Raw genomic sequence first — 19720 nt, 5'->3', positions numbered from 1 at the left:
GGGGCGATTTGCGAGACCGCACGTCGTGTAGCAATCCATAAGCTCAGGACGGCGTTATCAATTCGACTGAAGGGAAATAATTGCGGTAACGCTTGGAGTCTCTTGTCAACAAGGGCAATTTTTTAACGGCCGCATGTGCTCCGATGAAAAAATCCGCCAGAACATTATGCTTTCCACCGCCAACCTTCCGATACTTCACGAAGGCCTTACCAGCTAAAAACAATGCGGGTCTGGGAATGTCCTGCATGACCAATCCCAGTTGATTCACTACTCCGTCCAATGCCTCAAACGTCGAAAATGTCTGTGATAGCTCTGCATAAACTATCGGATTGATAGCTAACTCATGGATCAGTGATTGAGCACGAAGTTGCTGAATCGACCAATCGGCCCAGACCGGATCGTCTTCGAGCACATCAATCAACACATTCGTATCGACCAGCACCATCAATCATCCCCTCGGAGCAAGGCCATTAAATCATCGGTTCGCCATTTGATATCGGCTTTGCCCCTTACGGCATCAAATCGATCAGGAGCTCGCGCTTTTCCCGATTCGCGCTTAGCACTATGCAGAACCACTTCGCCATGACCGTTGACGCTGAACTCAATGGCCGAGCCCGGCGTAAGATGCAAAGCATCACGAATTGGCTTGGGAATTGTGACTTGCCCCTTGCTGGTCATGGTCGTCGACATGTCATACCCCTAAAGTATTACTCAATGGAACAACGTATTACTTGATCGAGATATCCGCAACCGCCGCTTATCGCAGGATTATTTTTACCGTATTGCAGGCCTCGACCTCTTAGCCCTGATGGCACCCATGCAGTTCATTCCGTGGACCCAAATAGATAAAGGAAAAACTAAGGCTTGGGCGGTCGGTTGCTGCTGACACTACAAAATCAGGCATTTCCTACAGATACTGCCTTCAGAAATAAGCCCGCTTTCCTACAGAAGGTATCGATAGAGCCGACTTGGCGTCTTGGGTGGCTAGCCGATAGGCTTTCTCTCGGCGGCGAAATCAGCGGCCCGGTGTCGGAGCCGGAGTAAATATCAAAACGGCGTGACCGCACTCATTTGAGTGGCGGCTCTATTCTCAACATTGGAGTCGACAAATGCCTAACCACGTCCAAAATCTTTCTGAAAGTTCTGACTTCTTCACCCCCACAATCTTCACCCGCCACAACCGCTTCCTCCACGCCTTCATGCAAGACCACGAATCCTGGTTCTGTGTTCAGGATCTCGGTCGTCTGATGGGCTATCCGCTAAACGAACGCCTCACCCTGAAACTCGATCCCGACCAGCGCCGCCATGTCCTCCTGCGTCGGGATGGCGAAATCGTCGATTGCGCGATGGTCAGCGAGTCCGGCCTGTTCGCCCTGCTCGTCCATCACTTCGTCCCGGAAAACCGCAACCTGCGCCAATGGCTGAGCCATGAAGTCATCCCGATGTTGCGCGAATCCAGCGCGGTTTCAGTGGAGAACCGTCCGAGCCTGAGTTCGGTAAATTGGGCAGGCGTCACCGTGCCGTTGCTGCACTGGCAACAGCAGGCGTGGGTCAAATGGCGGGATGTGCCTGAACTGATCCATGGGCAGCGGCCATATCCGGTTCTGGGTACTTGCAGCTAAGGCTCATAAACAAAAAAACCTGTGGCGAGGGAGCTTGTCGAATCGTCGCACCGTCCCGCTGGGTCGCGTAGCGGCCCCTCTTGAAAAGAAGGGGACTGCTGCGCAGTCCAGCGGGAGCAAGCTCCCTCGCCACAGGTTTACTCCGCAAGTTGATTGATCTGGCCGCCGTAAAAGCCAAGTAGCTTTCACGGCGCCTACCCCAGCGCTAGAACCGCGAAACACTCCTCATCGCATCCACCAGGTACCTCATCGCGATCCGGTCGCTCTCCGAAAGCTCTCGATAACGCTCCACCAGCTTCAGCTCATCAGAGCTGAGCCGACGTCTTTTGCGGCCGCTGCCGAGGCAGGGAAAGATGCCCAACATGTCGGTGATGCCTTGTATTTTTGCCATGGACGATGTCCTTCTCTAATACGTCAAAGAACTGCTCAACAACCACATCGCCCTGCCCCTTTCAGCAGCGTCGTGTGCCCCACCGGTCTGAAGGTTCGCGACCGGTCATGCCCATAGAATAGAAATTAAATCGGCGCTGAAAAGGGTTATTTAGAGTAATTAGTCGAAAAAAGCAGATATGCCGTGTAATTCAGAAAGCCCTGTCGGAAAAAATACTGACATGTCTTGTTTCATTGCCAGATCGAGCCTTGTAATCAATCATTTCTGCTCGACAATCGAACCGTTTAAGCTAGCCGGCATCTGTTTATAGTCCGTTGCGTTTGGCCGAAGGCTTGTCCGAACCGTTATTTCTGATCCAGCACGTGCCAGGAAAGGCGCGGGATTGCACACGACAGGTTGTATTTATGCACCGCAGGAATTTGCTCAAAGCGTCCATGGCCATTGCGGCTTACACCGGTCTGTCGGCCACCGGCCTGCTGGCCAGCCGTGCCTGGGCTGGCAATGGTGGCGCGGCTGATGGCGAGGCTCAGGCCTTTGACTTCGAAGCGCTCAAGCGTCAGGCCAAGCAACTGGCCGGCAGTGGCTATCAGGACACCAAACAGGTGCTGCCGCCGACACTGGCGACCATGACCCCGCAAAACTTCAACGCGATCCGCTACGACGGCGAGCATTCGTTGTGGAAGGAGAACAAGGGTCAGCTCGACGTGCAGTTTTTCCACGTCGGCATGGGTTTTCGCCAGCCGGTGCGCATGTATAGCGTCGATGCCAAGACCCGTACCGCCCGCGAGGTGCATTTCCGCCCGGCGTTGTTCAACTATGAAAACACCTCGGTCGACACTCAACAGTTGAAAGGCGACCTGGGTTTTGCCGGCTTCAAGCTGTTCAAGGCGCCGGAGCTGGATCGACATGACGTGCTGTCGTTCCTCGGTGCCAGCTATTTCCGTGCAGTGGATGCGACTGGCCAATATGGCCTCTCGGCGCGTGGTCTGGCCATCGACACCTACGCCAAGAAACGCGAAGAATTCCCTGACTTCACCAAGTTCTGGTTCGAGACACCGGACAAGAACGCCACGCGGTTCGTGGTCTACGCCCTGCTCGATTCGCCGAGCGCCACTGGCGCGTACCGCTTTGACATCGATTGCCAGGCCGAGCGCGTGGTGATGGAAGTCGACGCGCACATCAATGCGCGCACGGCCATTGAGCAACTGGGTATCTCGCCGATGACCAGCATGTTCAGCTGCGGCACCCACGAACGCCGCATGTGCGACACCATTCACCCGCAGATCCATGATTCGGATCGCCTGGCGATGTGGCGCGGCAACGGCGAATGGATCTGTCGACCGCTGAACAACCCGGCGACTCTGCAATTCAACGCGTTTGCCGACACTGATCCGAAAGGTTTTGGCCTGGTGCAAACCGATCACGAGTTTGCCAACTATCAGGACACCGTCGACTGGTACAGCAAGCGCCCGAGTCTGTGGGTAGAACCTACAACCGCATGGGGCGAAGGCTCTATCGATCTGCTGGAAATTCCTACAACCGGCGAGACCCTCGATAACATCGTGGCGTTCTGGACACCGAAAAAACCGGTGGCCGCCGGGGATTCGCTGAACTATGGCTACAAGCTTTACTGGAGCGCACTGCCGCCGGTGGGTACGCCGTTGGCGCGAGTGCATGCCACCCGTTCCGGCATGGGGGGGTTCACCGAAGGCTGGGCGCCGGGCGAGCATTATCCGCCAGTCTGGGCCCGTCGCTTTGCCGTGGACTTCACCGGTGGCGGCCTGGATCGCCTGCCGCAGGGCACCGGGATCGAACCGGTGGTGACCTGCTCGAACGGCAAGGTGCAGGACTTCAGCGTGTTGGTGCTGGATGACATCAAGGGTTACCGGATCCTGTTCGACTGGTATCCGACCAGTGACAGCGTTGAGCCGGTGGAGCTGCGGTTGTTCATTCGCACCAATGACCGCACGTTGAGCGAGACCTGGTTGTATCAGTACTTCCCGCCGGCGCCGGACAAGCGTAAGTATCCTTGATGACTTGAGTTGCCTGGACGTGCCTCATCGCTGGCAAGCCAGCTCCCACAGTGATCAACGTTGACACGTTGACCGTGTTTCAACACAAAACCTGTGGGAGCTGGCTTGCCAGCGATGGCGGCTCCCCAGGCACTGCATAATCAAAAGATGAAAATCAAAAAGCCCCGGTCATCACTGACCGGGGCTTTTTGCTTTTATCGCTGCTCAATCAATCGCGCAAATCAGACTCGTGAATCGGCTGATCACGATGAGTCGCGCGCTGATACTGCGCCGGCCACACCGCTTTGCGTCCACCGAGGTCATCATCGGCATGCAGCGGCCAGTAAGGATCACGCAGCAGTTCACGGGCGAGGAAGATGATATCGGCCTGACAGGTGCGCAGGATGTGTTCGGCTTGCGCAGGTTCGGTAATCATTCCCACAGTGCCGGTGGCGATGCCTGACTCTTTGCGTACACGTTCGGCGAAACGCGTCTGGTAGCCCGGTCCTACGGGAATCTCGGCGTTGGCGGCGGTGCCTCCGGACGAAACGTCAATCAAATCCGCGCCCAGGGTGTGCAGACGTCGCGCCAGCTCAACGGTTTCGTCCGGGTTCCAGCCGTCCTCGACCCAGTCGGTGGCCGACACGCGGACAAACAGCGGCAATTCCTCCGGCCAGACAGCGCGGACGGCTTCGGTGACTTGCAGTACCAGCCGAATGCGGTTTTCGAACGAACCGCCGTACTGATCACGGCGTTGATTGCTCAGCGGCGAAAGAAACTGATGCAGCAGATAACCGTGCGCGGCATGCACTTCAACCACACTGAACCCCGCCGTCAACGCACGTTTGGCGGCATCGACAAAAGCCTGAACAACGTCGGCGATCTGCCCTTCATCGAGCTGTTTCGGTTGTGTGTGTTGCGGGTCAAAGGCAATCGGCGAAGGCCCGACCGGGGTCCAGCCGCCATCGTCGAGTTTGACGCTGCCGTGCTTGCCAATCCACGGCCGGTGGGTGCTGGCCTTGCGCCCGGCGTGGGCCAATTGAATGCCGGCCACCGCACCTTGAGACGTGATGAAGCGAGTGATGCGTTGCAGCGGCTCGATCTGTTCGTCGTTCCACAGGCCGAGGTCTTCGGCGGTGATCCGCCCGTCGGCGGTGACTGCCGTGGCTTCGGTGAATACCAGGCCGGCGCCACCCACCGCGCGGCTACCGAGGTGGACCAGGTGCCAGTCGTTAGCCAAGCCATCGACGCTGGAATACTGGCACATCGGTGATACGGCGATGCGGTTGGGCAAGATCAGTTGGCGCAGGGTAAAGGGTTCAAGCAGCAGACTCATGGGGCACCTCTCGAATCAGTGGGCAGGCTCCAGGGTTCTGTTTGAAAAGTCGACGAGTGACAGAAAAAGGTACAGCACCCGCCCCCGCGGGCAAAAAAATCGACAAGACGTCACAAGGCCAATCAAGCAGTGCTTAGAGCCTAGTCGACAACCGGGGATGAGGGAGGGTTCAGAGTGATTCAGTGTGTGAAAGGGTGCTTTCGCGAGCAGGCTCACTCCCACAAAGACAACACCGTACCTGTGGGAGCGAGCCTGCTCGCGAATGGCGTCAACGCGGTTCGATGTGGGCAATCATCAGTTGCACGGTTTCGTTGCCCCGGAACTCGTTCACATCGAGTTTGTAAGCCAGCTCAACCCATTGAATGGTCGGATTCGGCCAGACCTCGCGGTCGATACCGAACGCAATACCGTCGAGCTTCACCGACCCACATTCGCTTTTCAGCACCACTTTCAGGTGCCGTTCGCCCACGACCCGCTGCTCGACCAACTGGAACACACCGTGAAACAGCGGCTCCGGGAAGTGCTGCCCCCAAGGTCCGGCGTGGCGCAGGGCGCGGGCCAGTTCAAGGTGAAACTCTTCAACCGCCAGCGTGCCGTCCGAGAGCAAGCGCCCGGTCAGATCTTCTTCGCGAAGTTGCCTACGGACTTCAGAGTCGAATGCCTCGGCAAACAACGGAAAATTCTCCTGCGGCAAGGTCAGACCCGCGGCCATCGCATGGCCACCGTACTTGCTGATCAACTCCGGATGCTGAGCCGCCACCACGCTCAAGGCATCGCGGATATGAAAGCCCTGCACCGAACGCCCCGAGCCCTTGAGCAGGCCGTCGCCAGCATCAGCGAAGGCGATGGTCGGGCGGAAATAACGCTCTTTCATTCGAGAAGCGAGGATACCGATAACGCCCTGGTGCCATTCCGGATCGAACAGGCACAGACCAAACGGCATCGATTCGACCGGCAAGTCCTTGAGCTGCGCCAGCGCTTCACGCTGCATGCCCTGCTCGATGGATTTGCGATCCTGGTTCATGCCATCCAGTTGTGCGGCCATTTCCCGCGCCATATTGGCGTCGGCGGTGAGCAGGCATTCGATGCCCAGGCTCATGTCGTCCAGACGCCCGGCGGCGTTCAGGCGCGGGCCGACGATAAACCCCAGATCAGTAGAGGTAATACGCGCGGCGTCTCGCTTGGCCACTTCAAGGATCGCTTTGATCCCCGGCCGTGCGCGACCGGCACGAATCCGCTCCAGACCTTGATGCACCAGGATTCGGTTGTTAGCGTCCAACGGCACCACGTCGGCGACGCTGCCCAGTGCCACCAGATCCAGCAGTTCGCCGATATTCGGCTGCGGCTTGCTCTCGTACCAACCAAGACTGCGCAAGCGCGCACGCAATGCCATCAACACATAGAAAATCACCCCGACCCCGGCCAGCGCCTTGCTCGGGAATTCGCAGCCCGGCTGATTCGGGTTGACCAGCGCATCGGCCAGCGGCAGTTCGTCGCCGGGCAAGTGGTGGTCAGTGATCAGCACTTTGAGCCCATGACGCTTGGCGGCGGCGACGCCTTCGACGCTGGAGATACCGTTGTCGACCGTGATCAGCAACTGCGGCTCACGGGTCATGGCGACTTCGACGATTTCCGGGGTCAGGCCGTAGCCATATTCAAAACGGTTCGGCACTAGATAATCGACATGCGCCGCGCCCAACAGTCGCAGGCCGAGCACGCCGACGGTACTGGCTGTCGCGCCGTCCGCGTCGAAGTCGCCGACAATGAGGATGCGCTGGCGTTGTTCCAGCGCGGTCACCAACAAGTCCACCGCTGCGTCGATGCCCTTGAGCTGCTGGAACGGAATCAACCGCGCCAGACTTTTATCCAGCTCCGCCTCGGACTGCACGCCCCGCGCCGCGTACAGGCGGGTCAGCAGCGGCGGGATATCACCAAGAAATGGCAGAGTGGCAGGCAGTTGACGAGGTTCGATACGCATGGGGTGACGGAGACTTCTCTTTAATACGTGTGATTAATCAGTTGAGGGCGCGGGCTCAGCCGCGCTCGCCTTGTAGCCATTGCAACTGGACTTCGTGCTGACCACGGTCGTCGGTGACGAAGATCGTCCCTTCGCTGATCATCACGTCCCACTTGATAACGCGAGGCATGTCTTTGGCCAAGGTCTCCAGCACTTCCTGCGGGACGGCGGCGATGTTGACGTTTTTCAGGTTCTTGATCGCCGGAATCACTTTGGTTTCCCAGACGCGCAGGCTGCCGTAGGCGAGCAGACTGGTGCGTTCGGTGCGACGCGAGCACCAGGTCAGGCGATCGGCATCTGGCTGGCCAACTTCGATCCAGTGCAGAACACGATCATCCAGGCTCTTTTCCCACAGCGCAGGTTCATCCACGTCCGACAGACCACGGCCAAACGACAACTGCTCGTTGTACCAGAGCGCGTAGGCCAGCAGCCGCACGGTCATGCGCTCTTCGGTCTCCGAAGGGTGACGGGCGATCGTCTGCTTGACGCTCTCGTAGACACTGCGGTCGAGGTCGGTGAGGTTCAGTTCGAATTTATAGGTAGTGGACGGCTGGGCCATGAACGGGCTTCTTGATACGAGGAAAGTCGGCAAGTCTAACCGATGCTGTAGGCAATCATCGAATTGATGGCGATCAACTTTGGGCGCCTGACAGCCGGCTATGTTAAAACGCTGTATCCGTTCAGCCTTGTCCTACAGGATTCAGTATGCCGTTCGCCAATAAACCGCTCAGCGGTGTGAAAGTCATTGAATTGGGTACGTTGATCGCCGGGCCGTTTGCTTCACGGATTTGCGGCGAGTTCGGCGCTGAAGTGATCAAGATCGAATCGCCGGACGGCGGTGACCCACTGCGCAAGTGGCGCAAATTGTACGAAGGCACCTCGTTGTGGTGGTTCGTTCAGGCACGCAACAAAAAGTCGCTGACGCTGAATCTCAAGCATCCCGATGGTTTAGCGATCCTGAAAAAACTGCTCAGTGAAGCCGACATCCTCATCGAGAACTTCCGCCCCGGCGTACTGGAAAAACTCGGCCTGAGCTGGGAAACCCTGCACGCGCTGAACCCGAAACTGGTAATGGTGCGCCTGTCCGGTTTCGGTCAGACCGGGCCGATGAAAGATCAGCCGGGCTTCGGCGCGGTGGGCGAATCCATGGGCGGTCTGCGCTACATCACCGGTTTCGAAGACCGGCCACCGGTGCGCACCGGGATTTCCATCGGTGATTCGATTGCCGCGCTATGGGGCGTGATCGGCGCATTGATGGCGCTGCGTCACCGCGAGGTCAACGGCGGCGTGGGCCAAGTGGTCGACGTGGCGTTGTATGAAGCGATTTTCGCAATGATGGAAAGCATGGTGCCCGAGTTCGATGTGTTCGGTTTTATCCGCGAGCGCACCGGCAACATCATGCCCGGAATCACGCCCTCCTCTATTCACACCAGCGCCGATGGCAAGCATGTGCAGATCGGCGCCAATGGTGATGCGATTTTCCAACGCTTCATGCGGGTGATCGGTCGTGAAGACCTGGCCAACGATCCGACGCTGGCCAGTAACGACGGGCGTGACGTCCGCCGTGACGAGCTGTATGGCGTGATCGATCGCTGGGTCAATTCGCTGCCGCTGCAAACTGTGCTCGACCTGCTCAATCAGGCCGAGGTACCAGTCAGCCGTATCTTCAGCGCCGAGGACATGTTGAGCGATCCGCAATACCTGGCCCGGGAAATGTTCCTGCACGCCAAGCTGCCCGACGGCAAACCCTTCAAGATGCCCGGCATCGTGCCGAAACTCTCTGAGACGCCAGGCTCGTCCGAATGGGTCGGACCGCAGCTCGGTGAACACAATGCGCAGGTACTCCACGATCTTGGCTATGACGAACAGCAGATCGCCCGACTGCGCGAAGACGGAGCCATTTGAGCTGAAACGCCAGCCGACATCGAACACCCATCGTGCCCACCACTGGTGGACGTGGCGGTTGTTCGGCTTATTGTTTCTGCTGGCCCTGCCCACTTGGGCGCAGGCCAAACCGACGTTGATCTGGTTACTGCGCGACTTACCGCCCTTGACGATTTTCGAAGGCTCGAAAAAAGGTCAGGGCGTCATCGATCACTTGATGCCAATGCTCATCGCCGGCATGCCGCAATACGAACACACTCTGATGCGGGTCAACCGTGCCCGGGGCATGCAAATGCTCCACGAAGCCTCCTTCACCTGCGACCCGTCGCTGATCTGGAGCGAAGAGCGCGCACAATGGATCGCGTTTTCCATCCCGGCCTTCCGCGCTGTCAGTAATGGCCTGGTGGTGCGTCAGAAAGATCGCGAGGTGCTGGCACCGTTTCTGGTTGACGGGGAAATCGATCTGGCGGCGCTTTTGGCCAATGGCAAAGAGAAGGTCGGTGTCGTGGCGGAGCGCAGTTACGGTGAGCGAGTCGACAACCTGTTGCGACAGGCCCCACAGGACGCACTGACATCCCATTACGGCAACGACGCCCTCAACAGTCTTCTATCGATGCAGCGACTGGGTCGGTTACAGGTGGTGTTGGGCTATTGGCCGGAGATCCGTTATCAGGCTCATCTGGCGCAAATAGCCGAAGACGATTTGCTGTTCTATCCAATCCGTGGCAACGGTAAATACCTGTCGGGGTACATCGGTTGCTCCGACACCGCTCAGGGCCGCCAGGCAATCAGCGAAATCAATCAGTTACTGCGTACCCTGCCCCACGATCAACTGAACCAGCTCTATGCCGATTGGCTGGATCCCGACATGCGCACCGATTACCTGGAGCAGGCCCGGGCATTTTTCGAGCAGCAGGCGACGCAGTGAACAAATTGCAGGCAAAAGAAACCCCGAGAAGTGGGGAGACGACTCGGGGTTAAACGTGGCCTACATAAAGACCCGTAGCAGCAAGCGACAAGCACCGGAGCACAATGCTTGATCCTGCTGTTATGGGGTCTGACTGACAGGGATGCAGGAAGGTTCCCACAAAAGATATTTCATTTTCAGAGCGCCGGACGCTTGTCCAGGGCCGCATTGCGCAACGCCGCGATCACACAGGGCTCCAGTCGCCCTTCGGCGATCAGGACGTCTCGGTGCAAGCCATCAACAACATCGGTCAACTGACGTTTGTCGGTCAGTTGCGCCTGATTGAATTCGCGTTCCACCACAATTGCACCGCTGCTGTTCTTCAAGGTCACCAGGCATTCACCATGGGCGCCGCTTGGAGAAAACGAAACCTGATACGGGCTCAGAGCCTCACCGAGCAATAGACTGATACTTTCCATCTCGATCTCCACTCAATCGTCCGAAAACATTGTGTCTGGGGCATGTCCACAGTAAATGACCACCGGCCCGAGAAGAAAGTTCTGCCTCATTCCGGTCGCAAGCATTGGAGTGTTACCGGTCGTTCAGAGCATGCACCGCGAAGATGACAGAAAAATAACCGTGCGCTTCAGGCCTCGACAGGCGGCGAAGGGGCGATCAGGTAGCTGTCCAGCAACCCTCTCATGAGCACCGCCGACACCGGCGTTTGCAGGCATCCCAGCAGCCGCAGCCTGTGTTCGCAAAGCAGCGGCTCGATATCATTCAGCAGACTCGAGGCCACCGCACCCAGCAGAATCAGCGCTCGCGCTTCACGCTGCTGCGCCAGATGCCGGATCAGGGCGAGGCCGTCACCGCCCTTGAGTTGCGGGTCGCAAATGGCAATATCGACCGCGCCGCGATGCCCCAGAGAACACAAGGCCGATGGCAGCGATGGCGCGGTCAGGACGTCATAGATGCCAATGGCATTGAGCATTTGATGCAATGCCATCAACTGAAACGGATTGGGTTCAAGAATCAGGACTTTAAGCGAGCGCATGGGCGACCTCTGAAACGACAATCGCGGACTCTCACCGCAGTTGCCGTTCACTGTAGGGCAGGCGTCTTAAGCCTCCCATCGGAAAAGTAGCCGCGTCCTATAGGACATTTCCCAACTTCAATGCGGACAACGGCAACCACTCTCCGTCCGACGCTGGGTAATATCCGTCCAGCCCCCCAGCAGTCCGCGCAACTTGCCGTCGACACTGTAGAACGGCACCGTCCACTGGTAGACCTCGCGCGGGCCACTCTTGAATTGCAATTGCCGTTTACTGAAGCGTGAGGTGCGCGTGCGCAACTGCACCATGAACTCTTCATGCAGCATCAGGGCCGTGGCCTCGGGCAGCGCTTCGATCTCGATCAGCAGCCGCCCCTGCACTTGATCCTGGCGTACTGAAAGCGCCTCCTCATAACTGCGGTTGCACATGACCAGGCGTCCTTGCAGATCCCGGACGAATACCGGATCAGGCATGGAATCGATCAGCGCGTGCTGAAAGGCCAATTGATCGCCCAGACTTTGCTCGGCAGCACCGCGCTGCTTGATCACTGCGGCCAGGCGACGATTCCACACCAGCGACAGCAGGCCGAACACGCCAAGCATTGCCATTGCCCAACAGCCCCAACCAACCAGCCGTTGCCAGAGCGAAGGCGCGGGAGGCGGTGAGATGCCCTCCAGCCATTTCAGGCGAATGGCGCGTAGCTCGGCAGCGGGAAACGCCTCCAGTGCCTTGTTGAGAATGCTCAAAAGCTCAGGCATGCCCTTGCGCACCGCCAGATGATCAGCCTCCCACTTGCCTTCCACCAGCCCGCCGACCTTGAGCAGCCCCAACGGATAAAGCTGCGCACCGATTTCGTTTTCGATCGTGGCGTAAGCCTCGCCACTCTCGACCAATGCCCGCGCCTCGGCGTAGGTTTTCACCGAGCGAATTTCGATCGACGGGTGATCACGGCGGATAAGATCTTCGAGTGCGTGCCGGGCTGGCAGCACCACTACACGCTTGGCCAGTTGTTCCAGCGAATCTACCGAGGGCGCTCCCGCGCGCCCGACAAACACCCAGCCTGCACCGCCAAAGGCATGGCTGAAATCGAGAAACACCTTGCGCTCGTCACTCATCGCCAGAGTGGTACTGATGTCTGCTGCCCCACTCTCGAGGCGCTCGAGCATGTGATCGGTGGAAAACGATTCATGGTGCACAAACTGCAGACCGGTCATGGCACTGATTTGCTTGAGCACATCATTGTTCAAACCGCTCCACTGCGCGTGCTCATCCTGAAACAGATACAGCGGGTACTGCACCGACGCCACCGTCACCTTAGGGTTATCGCGAATCCATTGACGCTCATGCTCATCGAGTTCGACCGTCTGAACATGCTGTGTCCGCACATCGTCACGCAGCGCCAGTTGCGCCGCCACACTGCTGCCCATGCCCGCGAGCATTCCCAACACTAACAACCAGCCCAGTGCTGGTTTGAAACCTCTATAAAACAGCATTGCCACATCCTTCGTGATCGACTCACCCGTCCTTCATGGGTGAAAACCCGAGCAGTGTGGCAGCAGAAACAAAAAAGCCCGTCAGGAGACGGGCTTCAAAATGTGACAGCTTTGGCAGGCTTAAAGTGGCTTGCCGCGGTTGCCATGCTGGCTGACAAAGGCTTGCACGGCTTTCAGCTCGTTTGGCAGAACGGTGCAGCGCTCGTTTCGCTCAAACAAATCAGAAAGATGTGCAGGTAGTTCGAGAGCTTTTCCTACACCGGCTTTTTCCACCGCGTCGGGGAATTTCACCGGGTGAGCAGTCCCCAGGATCACCATCGGGATGTCCAGGCTACGGCGGCACTCGCGCGCAGCCTTGACGCCAATGGCGGTGTGCGGATCCAGCACTTCACCGCACTGCTCGTAGACTTCGGCGATGGTCTCGCAGGTTTGCGCATCGTCCACGGCCAGCGAGTCGAACAGTTTGCGCGCTTCAGTCCAGCGCTCTTGCTCGACGCTGAAGCTGCCGTCCTTCTTGAACGAGTCCATCAGACCGGCAATCGCCGCACCGTTGCGACCGTGCAGGTCGAACAGCAAACGTTCGAAGTTCGACGAAACCATGATGTCCATCGACGGCGACAGCGTGGCGTGCAAGGTTTCCTTGACGTACTGATTGCCGCTCATGAAACGGTGCAGGATGTCGTTGCGGTTGGTGGCGACGATCAACTGGTTGATCGGCAGGCCCATGTTGCGCGCCAGGTAACCTGCGAAGATGTCGCCGAAGTTGCCGGTCGGTACCGAGAACGACACCGAGCGTGCCGGGCCGCCCAACTGCAAGGCTGCGTGGAAGTAGTAGACGATCTGGGCCATGATCCGCGCCCAGTTGATCGAGTTCACCGCCACCAGACGTGTGCCTTTGAGGAAGCTCTGGTCGGCGAAGCTCGCCTTGACCATTTCCTGGCAGTCATCGAAGTTGCCTTCGATGGCGATGTTGTGGATGTTCTCGCCGAAAATCGTGGTCATCTGGCGACGCTGCACTTCGGACACGCGGTTGTGCGGGTGCAGGATGAAGATGTCGACGTTTTCGCAGTGTTTGCAGCCTTCGATGGCAGCCGAGCCGGTATCACCGGAAGTGGCGCCGACGATGACCACCCGCTCGCCGCGCTTTTCCAGCACGTAATCGAGCAGGCGACCGAGCAGTTGCAGGGCGAAGTCCTTGAACGCCAGGGTCGGGCCGTGGAACAGCTCCAGCACCCACTCGTTACCGTTCAGTTGACGCAACGGCGCGACGGCGCTGTGCGAGAACACGCCGTAGGTTTCTTCGAGGATCTTTTTGAAATCGGCGTCAGGGATGCTGCCGGTAACAAATGGGCGCATGACGCGGAAGGCCAGCTCGTGATACGGCAGGCCGGCCCAGGAAGCGATTTCTTCCTGGGTGAAACGTGGCAGGTTTTCCGGGACGTACAGACCGCCGTCGGTGGCGAGACCGGCCAGCAGGACGTCTTCGAAATTCAGGGCCGGTGCCTGGCCGCGGGTACTGATGTAACGCATGATTTCAAACCTTCGGTTTGAGCTACAAGCTTTGAGCTGCAAGCTACAAGTGAAAAGCGGCTGTGCTTTTACTTGCAGCTTGAAGCTTGAAACTTGCCGCTGGTGTTAATTCAAGTGTTCGACGCGGATCCGTACAACCGGACCGTTCACGCCAGCCAGGGCTTCGAGGGCGGCGATGGCATCGTTGATGCGCTGCTCGACCACACGGTGGGTCAGCAGGATCATCGGCACCAGACCGTCGTGTTCCTCGACTTCCTTCTGCATGATCGACTCGATGTTGATGCCACGCTCCGAAAGGATGCTCGCCACCTGAGCCAGTACGCCCGGATGGTCCTTGGCCTGAATGCGCAGGTAGTAAGCGCTTTCGCAGGCTTCGATCGGCAGGATCGGATGGGCCGACAGCGAGTCCGGCTGGAAGGCCAGGTGCGGCACGCGGTTTTCCGGGTCGGAGGTCATGGCGCGAACCACGTCCACCAGATCGGCGATCACCGAAGATGCGGTTGGCTCCATGCCAGCGCCAGCGCCGTAGAACAGCGTCGAACCGGCAGCATCGCCGTTGACCATTACCGCGTTCATCACGCCGTTGACGTTGGCGATCAGACGATCGGCCGGGATCAGCGTCGGGTGTACGCGCAGCTCGATGCCGGTAGCGGTGCTGCGGGCTACACCGAGGTGCTTGATGCGGTAGCCCAGCGCTTCGGCGTAGTTGACGTCGGCGGTGGTCAGTTTGGTGATGCCTTCGGTGTAAGCCTTGTCGAATTGCAGCGGAATACCGAACGCAATGGAGGCCAGAATCGTCAGCTTGTGCGCCGCGTCGATGCCTTCAACGTCGAAGGTCGGATCAGCTTCGGCGTAACCCAGAGCCTGCGCCTCGGCCAGCACGTCTTCGAAGGTACGGCCCTTCTCACGCATTTCGGTGAGGATGAAGTTGCCGGTGCCGTTGATGATCCCGGCGACCCAGTTGATGCGGTTGGCGGACAGGCCTTCACGGATCGCTTTGATCACCGGAATGCCGCCGGCCACAGCCGCTTCAAACGCCACAATCACGCCTTTCTCGCGGGCCTTGGCGAAAATTTCATTACCGTGAACGGCAATCAGAGCCTTGTTCGCGGTGACCACATGCTTGCCATTCTCGATGGCCTTGAGTACCAGCTCGCGGGCAACGGTGTAGCCGCCCATCAGCTCTATGACGATGTCGATCTCAGGGTTCGTGGCCACTTCGAAGACATCGTTGGTAATCGCAATACCGGTCGTCTGGAACTGAGGCTTTGGCGTGCGCATGGCAATTTGTGCCACTTCGATCCCACGCCCGGCACGACGAGCAATTTCCTCGGCGTTGCGCTGAAGTACGTTGAAGGTACCGCCACCGACGGTCCCTAACCCACAGATGCCTACTTTGACCGGATTCACTGTGAACTCCCCATAAAACGGCCGACGCTGGGTCGGCCGGAAAACAACCGCATGCTCGCGGCTCTCAATTAATGGCCCGGCGATGTGGCTGCCGGACCATGATCGTCAAGGCTGACCGTGACGATGCGAATTACTTCGCGCCCAGCGCCAGTTTGGCGACTTGTGGCGCAGGCTGGTAGCCCGGAATGACTTGTCCGTCAGCCAAAACGATGGCCGGTGTGCCGTTCACACCGATCGACTGACCGAGGGCGAACTGTTTGGAAACCGGGTTATCGCACTTGGCGGCCTTGATTTCCTTGCCATCGACCATTTTGTCCATGGCGGCTTTCTTGTCTTTCGAGCACCACACAGCTTGCAACTGCTCGTCACCCGGCGAGCCGAGGCCCTGGCGCGGGAACGCTACATAGCGCACTTCAATGCCGCGCTTGTTCAGCTCAGGCACTTCGGCGTGCAGTTTGTGGCAGTACGGGCAGGTGGTGTCGGTGAATACGGTGATGAACGATTTGGTCTCGCCCACGGCCGGGTAGACCACGGTTTCGGCCACCGGGATGGCGTTGATCAGTTTGGAGATGCCGACGCGCTCGGCTTTCTCGGTCAGGTTGACCGGTTTGCCGTCCTTGAGCTGGAACAGGTAACCCTGAACGATGTACTGACCGTCAGCGCTGGCGTACAGCACGCGGCTGCCCTTGAGCTTGACTTCGTACATGCCCGGCAACGGGCTGGCATTGATGCTTTCTACCGGAACCTCGAGTTCGAGTTTTTCCAGGCTTTGACGAATCGCTTTGTCGGCCGCGTCATCGGCGACGGCAAAGGTGCTGACCAACGCAATGGCTGCGGCGGCGAAAATCTGGGTCAGACGCATGAGAACTCCTGAAGGCGGACAAATGGATCGGTCAGAACGCCCGTGCCGGAACACCGGGTCATAACCGTCCATCGTGCAAACCGGCAAAGCCTAACACATAAGGTCACGGTGGCCGAATGCGCCTGTCGCCACAGATTCATGTGCACCTGCCACACCCTCATACATGTGCAGCTGACACACATTATTGTGGCGAGGGGATTTATCCCCGATGGGTTGCGAAGCAGCCCTGAAACCGTCCACCCCGGTCTATCAGAAAAACCGAGCAAGGCGGGCTTGGGGCCGCTACGCAGCCCATCGGGGATAAATCCCCTCACCACAGATAAATATTTCAAACACAGAGGCCATGTCAGCCTCGAGGGTGATGTTTGGCGTGCAGGTCTTGCAATCGGGCGCGGGCGACGTGGGTGTAGATCTGGGTGGTCGACAGGTCACTGTGCCCCAGCAGCATCTGCACCACGCGCAAGTCGGCGCCATGGTTAAGCAGGTGCGTGGCAAACGCATGGCGCAAGGTATGCGGCGACAGCGACTTGCCGATCCCGGCGACCTTGGCCCAATGCTTGATCCGGTGCCAAAACGTTTGGCGCGTCATCTGCTCGCCGCGCTGACTGGGGAACAGCACATCGCTGGGGCGGCCGCCGAGCAATTCGCCGCGGCCATCGCGCATATAGCGCTCGATCCAGACAATCGCCTCCTCGCCCATCGGCACCAGCCGTTCCTTGCTGCCCTTGCCCATCACCCGCAGCACGCCCTGACGCAGGTTGACCTGCTCCAGAGTCAGGCTCACCAGCTCGGTCACGCGCAGACCGCAGGCATACAGCACTTCAAGCATGGCGCGATCACGCTGGCCGATGGCTTCGCTCAGATCCGGCGCCTTGAGCAGCGCTTCCACATCAGCTTCCGACAGGGATTTGGGCAGCGGCCTGCCCAGCTGCGGCATGTCGACACGCAACGTCGGATCTACGGTGATCAGCTTTTCCCGCAACAAATACCGATAAAACCCACGCACACCCGAAAGAAATCTCGCGGTGGAACGTGGTTTGTAGTTCTGCTCCAGACGCCAGGCCAAGTGATCGAGGATCAACTCACGGCCGGCGTTGATCAGCTCCAGGTTTTTCTCCTGCAACCAGCCGTTGAACAGCGCCAGATCACTGCGATAGGCGCCTCGGGTGTTATCGGACAGGCCTTTTTCCAGCCACAGGGCGTCGAGGAATTGGTCAATCAGGGGATGGTCGATGGCAGGCATGGGCGCTCAAGACACACAACCTCGGGGCTGTGCGCAAATGTAGAGTGAACTGTAGGAATGGCCGCTAGTCTTTCATAGCCCGCTATTTCAAGGAACAGGGAGCATCAATGAACGAGCAGCAAATCCTATTGGCATTTGGCGGGATTGGCGCCGCGGCGCTGGGTTGCCAATGGCTGGCCTGGCGCTTGAAGCTGCCGGCGATCCTGTTTCTGCTGCTGACCGGGATTCTTGCCGGTCCGGTGCTGGGCTGGCTCGATCCACAGGAAATGTTCGGGCCGTTGCTGATGCCGCTGGTGTCGCTGGCGGTAGCGCTGATTCTGTTCGAAGGCAGCCTGACGCTGCATCTGTCGGAATGGAAAGAGATTGGCAGCGTTGTTCATCGACTGGTGACGATTGGAGCTATCTCAACCTGGATCGTCATCGCGGTCGCCACCCATTATTTGCTCGGCTTTGACTGGATGCTGGCCATCCTTTTCGGCAGCCTGACGCTGGTGACTGGCCCGACAGTGATCGTGCCGATGCTGCGGGTAGTGCGGCCGAAAGCCTCTATCGCCAATATTCTGCGCTGGGAAGGCATTGTCATTGACCCGATCGGCGCCCTCCTCGCCGTCGTGGTCTACAGCTTCATCATTGCCAGCGCTGAGGGCCATGGTTTCAAGCAGAGTCTGTTGACCTTCGGCGGGGTGATTCTGTGTGGCGCGGCGTTCGGGGTTGTCGGTGGATGGCTGTTGGGGACGGTGATCCGCCGGCAGTGGCTGCCGGAGTACCTGCATAACCTCGCCTCGCTGGCGGCGGTGCTGGGGATTTTCATTGCCTCCAACGAGGTCATGCATGAGTCGGGATTGTTGGCGGTGACGCTGATGGGCATGTGGCTGGCTAACATGAAAGGCGTGGATGTGCGGCACATCCTGCACTTCAAGGAAAACCTCAGCGTGCTGCTGATCTCCGGACTGTTCATTCTGTTGGCGGCGCGCCTCGACTTGAACGCTTTGATTGGACTGGGTCCGCTGGTGCTGATTTTGCTGCTGGTGATTCAATTGATCGCCCGGCCACTGAACGTTGTGCTGAGCACGGCGGGCTCCAGCCTGAGTTGGCGTGAACGCGCACTTTTGTGCTGGATCGCACCACGAGGGATTGTCGCGGCCGCAGTGTCGGCAATTTTTGCCATTCGCCTGGATGAGGCCGGCCATGAAGGTGCGTTGCTGCTGGTGCCACTGACCTTTGCGGTGATCATCGGCACCGTGGTGCTGCAAAGCGCTACAGCACGCCCGTTGGCACGCCTGCTCAAAGTCGCGGAACCGGCGCCGAGTGGCTTCCTGATCGTCGGCGCCAATGCGCCTTCGCGCTTGCTTGGCAAGTCGTTGCAACAACTGGGCAGCCGGGTTTTGCTGACCGATTCGAGCTGGGAAAACATTCGTGCGGCGCGTATGGAAGGGCTACCGACCTACTTCGGCAACCCGGCTTCGCAACATGCCGATGCGCATCTGGATCTGGTCGGGTTGGGGCATTTGCTGGCGTTGTCACCGTCCGGCGAACTCAACACCTTGGCGGCGATGCGCTTTCGTCATGACTTCGGACATCATCGTTTGTTTGGTTTGGCCAGCGGTCATGAAAGCCGCCGCAGCGACAAACATCGCGCGAGCCTTGAGCATCGTGGCAATCAGTTGGGCAGTGAGGCGTTGACCTACGCGAAACTGGCCAGCCAGATGGGCCAGGGCGCCGAGCTGTACAGCACAGCATTGACGGACGGGTTTGGCTGGGAGGATTACCGGGCGTTGCATGGCAATCGGGCGACCCTGCTGTTCATGCGTGATGACAGTGGTTGGGTGCATGTGGTGACGCCTGAGACCACGTTGAAGCCGGGATCTGGGTGGACGTTGCTGGCGTTGATTCAGCCGGAGGCCAGCGGCGCCTCTTAAATCCAATCGCGGGCAAGCCCGCTCCCACAGTGTCCGTGTCGT

At 58.7% G+C, this 19720-nt stretch carries 18 protein-coding genes; 5 read left to right on the top strand and 13 right to left on the bottom strand.

Annotation, left to right across the window (positions count from 1 at the left end):
• Positions 1-43: 43 nt before the first annotated feature.
• Together ACVVH8_RS05550 and ACVVH8_RS05545 are read right to left on the bottom strand one after the other, a co-directional pair.
• Positions 44-445, bottom strand: coding sequence for a type II toxin-antitoxin system VapC family toxin (locus ACVVH8_RS05550; protein ID WP_103306411.1), 402 nt, complete (start codon positions 443-445; stop codon positions 44-46).
• Positions 445-690, bottom strand: coding sequence for an AbrB/MazE/SpoVT family DNA-binding domain-containing protein (locus tag ACVVH8_RS05545; protein ID WP_475228914.1), 246 nt, complete (start codon positions 688-690; stop codon positions 445-447). The genes ACVVH8_RS05550 and ACVVH8_RS05545 overlap by 1 nt, the downstream gene beginning before the upstream one ends.
• Before the next feature lie 419 nt (positions 691-1109).
• Here ACVVH8_RS05545 and ACVVH8_RS05540 point away from each other — a divergent pair, with 419 nt between their 5' ends.
• Positions 1110-1622 (top strand): BRO-N domain-containing protein, encoded by a 513-nt coding sequence (locus ACVVH8_RS05540; protein ID WP_475228911.1) that lies wholly within the window; start codon positions 1110-1112, stop codon positions 1620-1622.
• Positions 1623-1827: 205 nt separating this feature from the next.
• Here the strand turns inward: ACVVH8_RS05540 and ACVVH8_RS05535 are convergent, their stop codons facing one another.
• Complete coding sequence (locus ACVVH8_RS05535; protein ID WP_103306409.1) at positions 1828-2013, bottom strand: hypothetical protein; 186 nt, start codon at positions 2011-2013, stop codon at positions 1828-1830.
• 404 nt (positions 2014-2417) lie between these two features.
• On the opposite strand from ACVVH8_RS05535, the gene ACVVH8_RS05530 reads away from it, so the two are divergent.
• Positions 2418-4046 (top strand): glucan biosynthesis protein D, encoded by a 1629-nt coding sequence (locus ACVVH8_RS05530; protein WP_475228909.1) that lies wholly within the window; start codon positions 2418-2420, stop codon positions 4044-4046.
• Between the two features lie 208 nt (positions 4047-4254).
• Here ACVVH8_RS05530 and ACVVH8_RS05525 read toward each other — a convergent pair whose 3' ends face one another.
• The 3 genes from ACVVH8_RS05525 to ACVVH8_RS05515 form a co-directional block, all read right to left on the bottom strand.
• Positions 4255-5361 carry an NADH:flavin oxidoreductase/NADH oxidase gene (locus ACVVH8_RS05525; protein ID WP_315446423.1) on the bottom strand — a complete coding sequence of 369 codons (1107 nt, stop codon included), beginning with the start codon at positions 5359-5361 and terminating at the stop codon, positions 4255-4257.
• A 268-nt stretch (positions 5362-5629) separates the two neighbouring features.
• Positions 5630-7339: a single-stranded-DNA-specific exonuclease RecJ gene (gene recJ / locus ACVVH8_RS05520; RefSeq protein WP_475228907.1), complete on the bottom strand. Its 1710-nt coding sequence runs from the start codon at positions 7337-7339 to the stop codon at positions 5630-5632.
• Between the two features lie 55 nt (positions 7340-7394).
• Complete coding sequence (locus ACVVH8_RS05515; RefSeq protein WP_007908961.1) at positions 7395-7937, bottom strand: YaeQ family protein; 543 nt, start codon at positions 7935-7937, stop codon at positions 7395-7397.
• A gap of 146 nt (positions 7938-8083) precedes the next feature.
• Here ACVVH8_RS05515 and ACVVH8_RS05510 point away from each other — a divergent pair, with 146 nt between their 5' ends.
• Both ACVVH8_RS05510 and ACVVH8_RS05505 read left to right on the top strand, forming a co-directional pair.
• A complete protein-coding gene (locus tag ACVVH8_RS05510; RefSeq protein ID WP_315446425.1) occupies positions 8084-9283 on the top strand; it encodes a CoA transferase in 1200 nt (399 codons plus the stop codon).
• Positions 9237-10190, top strand: coding sequence for a TIGR02285 family protein (locus ACVVH8_RS05505; RefSeq protein WP_315446426.1), 954 nt, complete (start codon positions 9237-9239; stop codon positions 10188-10190). The genes ACVVH8_RS05510 and ACVVH8_RS05505 overlap by 47 nt, the downstream gene beginning before the upstream one ends.
• Positions 10191-10366: 176 nt before the next feature.
• On the opposite strand, the gene ACVVH8_RS05500 is transcribed toward ACVVH8_RS05505, so the two are convergent.
• From ACVVH8_RS05500 to xerD, 7 genes are all read right to left on the bottom strand, one after another.
• Positions 10367-10648, bottom strand: coding sequence for a DUF3509 domain-containing protein (locus ACVVH8_RS05500; RefSeq protein WP_475228904.1), 282 nt, complete (start codon positions 10646-10648; stop codon positions 10367-10369).
• 167 nt (positions 10649-10815) lie between these two features.
• Entirely contained in the window at positions 10816-11223 is a 408-nt protein-coding gene (locus tag ACVVH8_RS05495) for a response regulator (protein WP_401303264.1), read from the bottom strand.
• A 117-nt stretch (positions 11224-11340) separates the two neighbouring features.
• Positions 11341-12714 (bottom strand): transporter substrate-binding domain-containing protein, encoded by a 1374-nt coding sequence (locus ACVVH8_RS05490; RefSeq protein ID WP_475228902.1) that lies wholly within the window; start codon positions 12712-12714, stop codon positions 11341-11343.
• Positions 12715-12834: 120 nt separating this feature from the next.
• A complete protein-coding gene (thrC, locus tag ACVVH8_RS05485; protein WP_103306400.1) occupies positions 12835-14244 on the bottom strand; it encodes a threonine synthase in 1410 nt (469 codons plus the stop codon).
• Positions 14245-14349: 105 nt separating this feature from the next.
• Positions 14350-15654 (bottom strand): homoserine dehydrogenase, encoded by a 1305-nt coding sequence (locus tag ACVVH8_RS05480; RefSeq protein ID WP_103306399.1) that lies wholly within the window; start codon positions 15652-15654, stop codon positions 14350-14352.
• Positions 15655-15784: 130 nt separating this feature from the next.
• A complete protein-coding gene (gene dsbC / locus ACVVH8_RS05475; RefSeq protein ID WP_103306398.1) occupies positions 15785-16516 on the bottom strand; it encodes a bifunctional protein-disulfide isomerase/oxidoreductase DsbC in 732 nt (243 codons plus the stop codon).
• A 346-nt stretch (positions 16517-16862) separates the two neighbouring features.
• Entirely contained in the window at positions 16863-17759 is an 897-nt protein-coding gene (gene xerD, locus ACVVH8_RS05470; protein WP_213027652.1) for a site-specific tyrosine recombinase XerD, read from the bottom strand.
• Between the two features lie 107 nt (positions 17760-17866).
• On the opposite strand from xerD, the gene ACVVH8_RS05465 reads away from it, so the two are divergent.
• Positions 17867-19678 (top strand): cation:proton antiporter, encoded by a 1812-nt coding sequence (locus ACVVH8_RS05465; RefSeq protein WP_475228899.1) that lies wholly within the window; start codon positions 17867-17869, stop codon positions 19676-19678.
• Positions 19679-19720: the final 42 nt, after the last annotated feature.

This window comes from Pseudomonas trutticola BRTCR10, from assembly GCF_056155105.1.
Note: the sequence above shows the minus strand (reverse complement) of the source record. Positions and strands in the feature narration are given on the sequence as shown.